Origin of the sequence: Streptomyces sp. NPDC046881, assembly GCF_040645015.1 — a bacterium.
In the GTDB taxonomy this organism is placed as follows: domain Bacteria; phylum Actinomycetota; class Actinomycetes; order Streptomycetales; family Streptomycetaceae; genus Streptomyces.
Map to the genome: position 1 here is coordinate 1 of NZ_JBEYXJ010000184.1, position 8,598 is coordinate 8,598.

Consider the following 8,598-nt stretch of genomic DNA (forward strand, 5'->3'; position numbering starts at 1 on the left):
GGTGAGCCGGCCGGTGTCCCCGTCCGCGCCGGGAGCGCCGGCCAGCCGCAGCGCGGAGTCCGTGGGCCGCGGCGCGGCCCGGGCGTGTACCGAGGCGTGCTCCAGATCGCACACCACCGGTTCCGCACCGTCCGCGCGCAGGTCGTCGGCGTGGTCCGGGTTGCGAATCAGCCCTGTGACGTTGTCGCCGCGCGCCGAGAGCAGCCGGGTCAGCCGGCGCGCGATCTTTCCGTGTCCACCCGCGATCACGATGTGCATGGGTCATTCTTGCCACACGCGACCGCTCACGCCGGGCTGCGGGACTGCCGCGCCAGGTCGGGTCCCGCGGTTGCCGTAAAGCCCGCGTACTCGCGCACCGCGCTGGTGCGCGAGACCACCCGGCCACCGGGTCGCGCCGCAGGTGCTCGGGGACTCGTGATCGCGATTCTGTCGTCAGGAGCGCGCGAGCCGGGCCGCGAGATAGGGTGCGGTGGCGCTGCGGCGGGCCCTCGCCACCTTGGCCGGCGGACCCGTCGCGACCACCCGCCCGCCCGCGTCGCCACCACCCGGACCCAGGTCGATGACCCAGTCGGCGGTGGCGATCGTGGCCAGGTCGTGTTCGACGAGGACGACCGTGTTGCCGGCGTCGACGAGCCGGTGCAACTGTCGCAGCAGCAGCGCGATGTCCGAGGGGTGGAGCCCCGCCGTCGGTTCGTCGAGCAGGTAGAGCGCGTGCCCGCGGCGGGCTCGCTGCAGTTCGGTCGCCAGTTTGATGCGTTGCGCCTCACCGCCGCTGAGTTCCGTCGCGGGCTGGCCCAGCCGCAGGTACCCCAGTCCCACCTCGCGCAACGTCTCCAGACTGCGGGAGGCGGCCGGGACGGCGGACAGGAACTTGGCGGCGGCGTCGACGGACAGCGCCAGTACGTCCGCGATGTTCTTGCCGCGGTAGGTGACCTCCAGCGTTTCGGCGTTGTACCGGGCGCCTTCGCAGGTCGGGCACGGCGCGTAGGTGCCGGGCAGGAACAGCAGTTCCACCGCGACGAATCCTTCGCCCTGGCAGGTCTCGCACCGCCCTTCGGGCACGTTGAAGGAGAACCGCCCGGCCGAGTAGCCGCGCGCCCTGGCTTCGTCCGTCGCCGCGTACAGCTTGCGCACCGCGTCGAACATCCCGGTGTACGTGGCCAGGTTGGACCGGGGAGTCCGGCCGATGGGCCGTTGGTCGACCCGGACCAGCCGGTCGAACGACTCGACCCCCGACGCGTCCTGGACGTCGACCTCCAGCTGCGCCTCGTCGGGTTCCTCGGGCACGAGTCCGAGGTGGCCGCGGACGACCTCGGCGAGCACCTGCGTCACCAGCGTCGACTTTCCGGAACCGGACACGCCCGTCACCGCCGTCAGCACGCAGAGCGGTACGTCGACGGACACGTCGTGCAGATTGTGGCGGGAGACGCCACGCAGGTGCAGCCAGCCGTGCGGTGCGCGCGGGCGGTGATCGAGCGGCTGGGCGCGTCCGAACAGGTACTGGCTCGTGGCCGACTCCCGGACCCGCTCGAGACCGGCGACCGGGCCGCTGTACAGCACGCGTCCGCCGCCCTCCCCCGCGCCGGGGCCGATGTCGACCACCCAGTCCGCCCGCCGTACGACGTCCATGTCGTGCTCCACGACGAACAGCGAGTTGCCCGCCGCCTTGAGGCGGTCCAGCACGTCGAGCAGCGGTTCCGCGTCGGCCGGGTGCAGGCCCGCGGAGGGTTCGTCGAGGACGTAGACGACGCCGAACAGCCCCGAGCGCAGCTGGGTGGCGATCCGCAGGCGCTGCGCCTCGCCTGGCGACAGGGTCGTCGAGCGGCGCCCGAGGCTGAGATATCCGAGGCCCAGGTCGAGCAGTACGTCGATCCGCGCCACCAGATCGCCGCAGATCCGGACCGCGACCTCGGTCGTCTCCCCGGATCGGGCGGTCGACGTGGTGGCGTCGGCCTCGGACCGCCCCGCGACGGGCCGCAGCAGCGCCACGACCTCGGTGAGCGGCATCGCGTTGATCTCGGCGATGGAACGTCCGGCGAAGGTCACGGCGAGCGCCTCGGGCCGCAGTCCGCTGCCGTGACACTCGGGGCAGGGCACACTCCTGACGAACCGGAGCGCCCGTTCGCGCATCTTCTCGCTCTTGGAGTCGGCGAGGACGTGCATGACGTGCTTGCGGGCGCTCCAGAACTTGCCCTGGTAGCCGTAGTCGACGCGGTCCTCCTCCGGCTCGATGTACACGGAGGGCTGCTCGTCCGTGTACAGCAGCCAGTCCCGGTCCTTCTTCCTGAGCCTGCGCCACGGTCGGTCGATGTCGATCCCCAGGTTGCTCACGACGCTGCGGAGGTTGGCGCCCTGCCAGGCGCCCGGCCAGGCGGCGATCGCCCCCTCGCGGATGCTCAGCGAGGGGTCCGGGACGAGCAGGTCCTCGGCGACGTCGTGCACGACGCCGAGTCCGTGGCACTCCGGGCAGGCGCCGGCGGCGGTGTTGGGGGAGAACGACTCGGCTTCCAGCCGTGCGGCGCCGGGCGGATAGGTGCCGGCGCGGGAGTACAGCATGCGCAGCAGATTGGACAGGGTGGTGAGGGTGCCGACCGTCGAGCGCGAGCTGGGCGACCCGCGTCGCTGCTGCAGGGCCACGGCCGGTGGCAGTCCGGTGATCTCCTGCACGTGCGGTGCGCCGACCTGTTGCAACAGTCTTCGGGCGTACGGTGCCACGGACTCGAAGTAGCGCCGCTGGGCCTCCGCGTAGAGCGTGCCGAACGCGAGCGAGGACTTGCCCGAACCGGAGACGCCGGTGAAGGCGACCATCGCGTCCCGCGGAATGTCGACGTCGATGTTCCGCAGGTTGTTCTCACCGGCGCCACGGACATGCACGAAGGAGTCGGTCGCGTCCTTGTTCACCGTTCCTGATTACCTGATCGCGCCGGGAACCGCGCGACAGGCGCCGTCACCGGGCCCCGCTCCCGGGAAACATTCGAGAGTGCTTCGCCGTTGATCCGTGACCACAGGATGAGGTCTCGTGCCGTCGGTTGCTGATCGTCCGGATCCGGAGATTCCGCTGATCGGTCGGTGCGTGGTTGTTTCGCCTCGGGGGCCGACGGGGACCCGGACGCAACGCCGCCGGAGCGCCGAGGCTCCGCCTGGCGGGCCGGCGCACATGGCCGTTCCATCTCATCCGGGTGAACGACCCGCAGAGGCGTGCCGGAGCCACGGACGCCGTCGCAGCACTTGCGAGAGATCCCAGCGGCTGCGGCCGCCAGCCAGCCAGCGGGCCGTGTGGGAGGCTTCCTTGCCTGACGGTTGCCGCACCTCGACCAGGCCGACGCGACCCGGCAGGGCGTTCCGGCCAGGCGGACACCCATGACGTGGCTGCGGGCCTTCGGGGAAGTCGTGCGATCCGGGCTCAAGATCGAGGAGACGCGGCTGGAGCCCCTGCTCGCGCTGCGTGCGGCCGCCGGGGTGGCGATCGTCACCGGGCCGGCGCTGTGGCTGGTCTCCCCTGCGTATGCCGCGTCGGCCGCCCTCGGCGCCTACTCCGCGGGTGGAGCCACCTTCCAGCGCAGCTGGCGTCCACGCAAGGTGGTCGCGCTCGGCGCGGGCGCGGGTCTGGCGCTCAGCACCTTCGCGGGCTACCTGGCGGCGGGGCGGTTCGTGACGTTCCTGCCGCTGCTGGCCGTATGGGCCTTTGCCGCGGGAATGGCGTGGGCCGTCGGATCGACTGCTGGGATCGTCGCAGCGACGACCGTGGGCAGCATGCTGGTGACCATCACCTTGCCCACGAGCATCGGCCGAGCCCTGGAGCACGCCGGGATCATCGCACTCGGGGGCGTGACGCAGGCCGTGCTGATCTTGCTGTTCCCGATCCGGCGCTGGGGCGCGCATCGTGACGCGCTCGCCGACGCCCTGGCCGCCGTTGCGGACTACGCCCGCCGGTTGCGGCACGACCCGACCGCCCCGTTCGACCCGGAGCCGTTGATGACGGCCCGGGACGCGGCTGCCGTGACGCCGTCACAGGCCCGCACCCGTCCCCCCGTCCTGCACGGCCCCCGGGGACTCGCCGAGCGCATCCGGCCGGTGGTCGCGGCGCTCGCCGACCCGGACGTGGGCGCCCCGGCGGAGGGACCCGGGCGGGACCGCGCGCGGGAGTTGCTCGACGCGGCCGCCGACGTCCTGGATGCGGCCGCCCGGTCGATCCGACGCGGCACTCCCGCCGAGGTGCGGCCCGAGAGCATGGACGTCCTGCGCGTCGACGAGGAGCACGAGGTGCTGGAGGGCCCCGCGCGGCAAGCCGCCGAGCGGCTCGTGGAACTGCTCGGCGAGGCGTTGGAGATCGCCGGGACGGGCTGCGCGGGCGGGAGGACGCCTACGCCGCCCGGCCTCGCCGGCGCCCAGTTTCTGGTGCGCCCGACCATGCTCCGGCTGGTCCCGGTCGTCGTCCGGAGGGTCCGCCGTGAGCTCCGCCGGGACTCGCCCGTGTTCCGGCACGCCGTCCGCCTGGCGGCAGTGGCCACGCTCGGCTATCTGATCGCCGCCCGGCTGCCCCTGGGCCACGGCTACTGGGCGCCCATCGCCTCGGTGATGGTGATGCGGCCGGACTTCCACCGGACGTACGCGCGTGCGGTGGCCCGTCTCGCCGGGACCCTGGCGGGGGTCGCGCTCGCCACCGGCATGGTGCGGGCCCTGGGCCCGGACGCCCATGTGTCCGGCGCGCTGGCGGTGGTCGCGGCGGGCCTGTCGTACACGCTGAACCGTACCGGCTACGCCTACTCCCAGTGCTTCACCGCCGCGTACGTCGTCTTCCTGCTCGGCATGGGCGGCCAGGCATGGGAGCAGACGGTCCCGGAGCGGGTGGTGCTCACCCTGCTCGGCGGGGCCCTGGCGATGCTGGCGTACGTGGTGTTCCCCGCGTGGGAGACACCCCGGCTGTCGGGCCGGCTCGCGGACTGGCTCGCCGCCAACGGCCGCTACGCGGCCGCGGTGCTCCGCGACTACGCCGAACCGACCCGGGAGCGTCACGCCGACATGCGCAGGGCACTGCTGGAGAGCAGGGAGGCACGTGCCGCCTGGCAGGAGGCTTTCGACCGCGCGAGGCAGGAACCGGTCCGCCCCAGGGGTCTGACGTCGCGCGAGGCGCAGGAGGCGCAGGAGGCGCTCAAGCGGTTCGGCCGGGCGGCGATGCTCATGGAGAGCCATGTACCGCGGGCCGACAGCCGTGTCGTGCCCGAGGCGGAGCGGTTCGCCGAGGCCCTCGAGGCGGACACCGAGCAGGCGGCAGTCGCCGTGCGCGAGCACAGGAACCCGGACTGGGGGCGCGTGGAGGAGGCGCTCCACGCGTGGGAGGGCGCCGCCGTCGGCAACGGGAGCCCGGCCGTGCGGCGCGAGGCGGAACTGCAAAAACGGGCCTTGGAGGACCTCGCGACAGCCGTGAGCCGCACCCCCCTGGAACGGGACGTCGGCTCTGCTCGCGAGGAGCAGCGGGTGCGGGCGACCCTGGCTGCGGAAGGTGACGGATCAGGGCCCGCGCCCCGGGGTGGGTGACGGCGCGGCGACAGAGAGCGCCGCGTCTCCTGGAACGGAAATAGTCTCCCGGCCGCGTCGAGACCGGGGCGTCAGCGGGCCGCACAGGATGGCCCTCCTGCGTGGTGCCGTGCTTCTCCTCGTGCCGCCCATTGCTTCCGCACCGAGCGCGGCAGAGGAACCTCCCGGAGCTCCCCCGTCTTGCGGTGCTTCGGCTTTGCCGGCTTGTGCGTGCTGCAGTGGATCTGCTCGTGAACCCGGTAGGCATCGTCCGCGATGATGTTGTTGATGTTCACCGCCCGGGCCTCGGCAACGGACGGCGCCGTCTTCCTTTTCTCCGCGTAGATCACCGACGAGAAGGCTGAGCCGCTCGTTCAGGCCGGAAAGGCCTCAGTATGCCGAGACGTTGCAGCTCCACTATGTGCTCCGCCACGCGCCGCGGTGCTTCCCCGCCTGTCACCAGCACACCGGCCTCGATGTTGCGCCGAACCGCGGACTCGGTCAGGTTGGCGCTGCCCAGGAAGAGGGTGCGGCGGTCGGCGACCGCCAGCTTGGCGTGCTGGCGTGAGCCGGCGTGTTCGCCCGGGTTCCGGGCCCATACCCACAGCAGCAGTCCGGGGACGGAGGCGAACGCGTCGGCGGGTTCCTTTCCCGAAAGAAGTCCGCCCGAGCCTGCCAGTGTCTCGACCACGACGTGCATCTCCACGCCCCTGTCCGCGGCCTTCCTCAGCGCTCGGGTCAGCGCCGGATACGGACGGGCCGCGTACGTCATGGCCAGCAGTTCGTGTTGCGCCCCGTTGATGACCTCGACGAGCACCTGGGCCGTGGCGCGCACCGGTACGGCCGGTGTCGAAGGACCGCTCCACACCGTGCGGACCCGGACCGTGTCCCGGGCCTGGCGCTGGGCGGCGACATAGCCGCGCACATAGGCAGCCGCCTCGGCGGGCGGCACCGACTCCGACTGCATCGCGTCGCAGAGTCGCGCAACGGCCTCACCGACTCCCGGGGTCGCCAGTTCGGTCAGTATCCGCTCCCTGGAACAGGCCTGGGCCAGCAGGCCGGCGAGGTCCTTGCTTCGGGAGAGTCCGAGAGCCGCGACCGCGATGCACGGCAGCGGCCTCGAACGCGGGGCGGCTCACGGCAGCAGACCGACCGGTGTCAGCACCGGTTCCTTGTCCCCGGCCGGCGGGACGAGGAAACGACGGTCCAGGAAGCGGTTGCCGCGTTCGCAGGTGGTTTCGGACACGAAGAGGCAGACGTGGCACGCGGCTCCGTGGAGGAAGTCGGCCGGGTCGTGCGGCAGGCGCTCTGCACACAGCGGGTCGGCCGGGCAGTGACCGGCTTCGGTCAGGGCCCGGCGCACGATCCGGTCGAACTCGCGCTCCTCGGCGAGGGAGACCAGACCGCCCAGGGTGCCCTCCGAGTCCGGGACCGCGGTGTAGATGAGGCGCGGGGTAGCTGTCGAGTCGAGTGCCAAGCCCAGGCCGGTCTCCTGGTGCACCCCCGCCACGAACGGCCGACGACAGCCTGCGCAACCGGCTGGGAAGTCGTTCGTGACGATGGCCACTCTGCTGCTCTGCCGCCCCCGGCACCGGCGCAACACCGAACGGCTCAGCCCTTCGCGGGGGTGAAGGCGATCTGCTTGATGACCGTGGGGTCCTTGGACGTGGGGCTGGGATCCGCGTGGCCGAAGGTGAACGACACCACGGACAGACCCGGCGGCGCCTGGTAGCTGAGCTGGGTGTCGGTACCGGCCTGGGACGTGCCGTCGGTGGCGGCCTTGCTTCCGTCCGAGAGCTGGGCGATCAGGGTGTACTGGGCGCCCTTGCCCGCGAAGGTGAGACGCACGGTGTCGGCGGGCGCGGCGAGTTCGACCTGGACGGGGATGGTGTTGCACAGGTCGACGCCGGAGGGGCGCGCGCTGGTGAGGAAGGTGCCGAGACCGGTGACCGTCCGCAGAGCCAGCGCGGAGGCGTCGGCACACTGCTCGGGGGCCCGCTCCAGGACCGTGGAGAGGGCGATGCCCTGCTTGGTGTAGCGGTCGGCGGGGACGAGCTGGTCGCCGTGTTCCTTGCTGAAGTCGACGATCGTGGCCTTGTTCGGGGGCGTCGACGGAGTCGACGGTCTGGACGCCGGGGGCGAGGGTGTGCGGGTGGGCTGGGCCGCCGGCCTGCCGCCCCGGACCAGGAGCGCGGCGCCGAGCACGGAGCCGGCCATGATCAGTACGCCGGTGGCCAGTCCGGCGGCCTTGAGCAGTCCGCCCTTGAACCTGGGGCTCTGTACGAAGGTGGCCTGCTGTTCTGCCCGGGTCTGGCCGGTGGCGGCGGTGATCTTGAGCGTCCGGCGCACCTGGGCACCGGACCAGGGCGCCGCGGCCTCCACGGCCATGTCCACGGGGACACCGGCTCCGGGGGCCACGGTGACGGTCCGCGGGCTGAAGGTGAAGGTGACCTTGTTCTCCGGATCGCTCGCGTTCAGCGTCACCGGCAGGGCCGTGTTGCCCGTGTTGCGGATGTCCACCGTGAAGCGAGCGGACGGGCCGCCCTCGGCGACCTCGGGGCGCACCGCGGCGGTCAGGGCGGGGACGGGCGGCACGGTCAGTGCCAGCTCCTCGCACCGGGAAGCGGGCTGGTCGCCGATCGCGCGCACCAGGACCCCCAGCACATGCCGCCCCGCGAACGGCTCCCCCTGGGCCGGCACCGAGATCCGCACGGAGACGGTGCCGGTCTGCTTGGGGTTGAGCTCCACCTGCGGCGGCTCGGCCCGGAAGTGCTCGGCGTCGGGCAGTCCCACGACGGTGGTCTCGTAATGGCTGACCAGGGTGCCGGTGTTGACGACGGTCACGGAGACGTCTGCGCACTCCCCCGGCCGTACCGTGATCTCCGCCGGTGCCACGGCCACCGTCAGCGTGCTGGTCATCGGGATGGTGTCTCCTCGTGTGTGTCGGCCATGGGGCCGGCTCGCCTCAAGGGGAGTTGTCCGGTGGGCCGGCTGCTGTGCCGGGGGGAGCGGTCTGCGGTTCTGGCCGGGGGACGAGGCGGCGTCAAACATCTGAGGCACCCTAGCGTCGTCTGCGGGATT

The 8,598-nt window shown here is 72.3% G+C and carries 6 protein-coding genes and 1 pseudogene; 1 reads left to right on the forward strand and 6 read right to left on the reverse strand.

All coding sequences use genetic code 11. The annotated features are described in order from the left end of the window. A partial coding sequence (locus ABZ923_RS40045) for an NAD(P)H-binding protein (RefSeq protein ID WP_361482938.1) occupies positions 1 to 258 on the reverse strand: 258 nt, incomplete at its 3' end. A gap of 174 nt (positions 259 to 432) precedes the next feature. Further along, positions 433 to 2,901, reverse strand: a complete 2,469-nt coding sequence (gene uvrA / locus ABZ923_RS40050) for an excinuclease ABC subunit UvrA (protein ID WP_361482941.1) — start codon at positions 2,899 to 2,901, stop codon at positions 433 to 435. A gap of 459 nt (positions 2,902 to 3,360) precedes the next feature. On the opposite strand from uvrA, the gene ABZ923_RS40055 reads away from it, so the two are divergent. Continuing rightward, positions 3,361 to 5,538, forward strand: a complete 2,178-nt coding sequence (locus ABZ923_RS40055; RefSeq protein WP_361482944.1) for an FUSC family protein — start codon at positions 3,361 to 3,363, stop codon at positions 5,536 to 5,538. 71 nt (positions 5,539 to 5,609) lie between these two features. Here the strand turns inward: ABZ923_RS40055 and ABZ923_RS40060 are convergent, their stop codons facing one another. From ABZ923_RS40060 to ABZ923_RS40075, 4 genes and pseudogenes are all read right to left on the reverse strand, one after another. After that, positions 5,610 to 5,867: a hypothetical protein gene (locus ABZ923_RS40060; RefSeq protein ID WP_361482947.1), complete on the reverse strand. Its 258-nt coding sequence runs from the start codon at positions 5,865 to 5,867 to the stop codon at positions 5,610 to 5,612. Beyond that, the gene (gene drmC / locus ABZ923_RS40065) at positions 5,864 to 6,631 is read right to left on the reverse strand and encodes a DISARM system phospholipase D-like protein DrmC (RefSeq protein WP_361482953.1); all 768 of its coding nucleotides are present in this window, start codon (positions 6,629 to 6,631) and stop codon (positions 5,864 to 5,866) included. The genes ABZ923_RS40060 and drmC overlap by 4 nt, the downstream gene beginning before the upstream one ends. A 21-nt stretch (positions 6,632 to 6,652) precedes the next feature. Beyond that, positions 6,653 to 6,964, reverse strand: a pseudogene (locus ABZ923_RS40070) (hypothetical protein); the annotation flags it as partial. A 164-nt stretch (positions 6,965 to 7,128) separates the two neighbouring features. Further along, positions 7,129 to 8,436 carry a hypothetical protein gene (locus ABZ923_RS40075; protein WP_361482950.1) on the reverse strand — a complete coding sequence of 436 codons (1,308 nt, stop codon included), beginning with the start codon at positions 8,434 to 8,436 and terminating at the stop codon, positions 7,129 to 7,131. Positions 8,437 to 8,598 lie beyond the last annotated feature (162 nt).

What these genes read in the sequence shown, in the direction of transcription:
- ABZ923_RS40075 (WP_361482950.1), bottom strand. Translation starts at nt 8,436, where the DNA reads ATGACCAGCACGCTGACGGTGGCCGTGGCACCGGCGGAGATCACGGTA.
- ABZ923_RS40055 (WP_361482944.1), top strand. Translation starts at nt 3,361, where the DNA reads ATGACGTGGCTGCGGGCCTTCGGGGAAGTCGTGCGATCCGGGCTCAAG.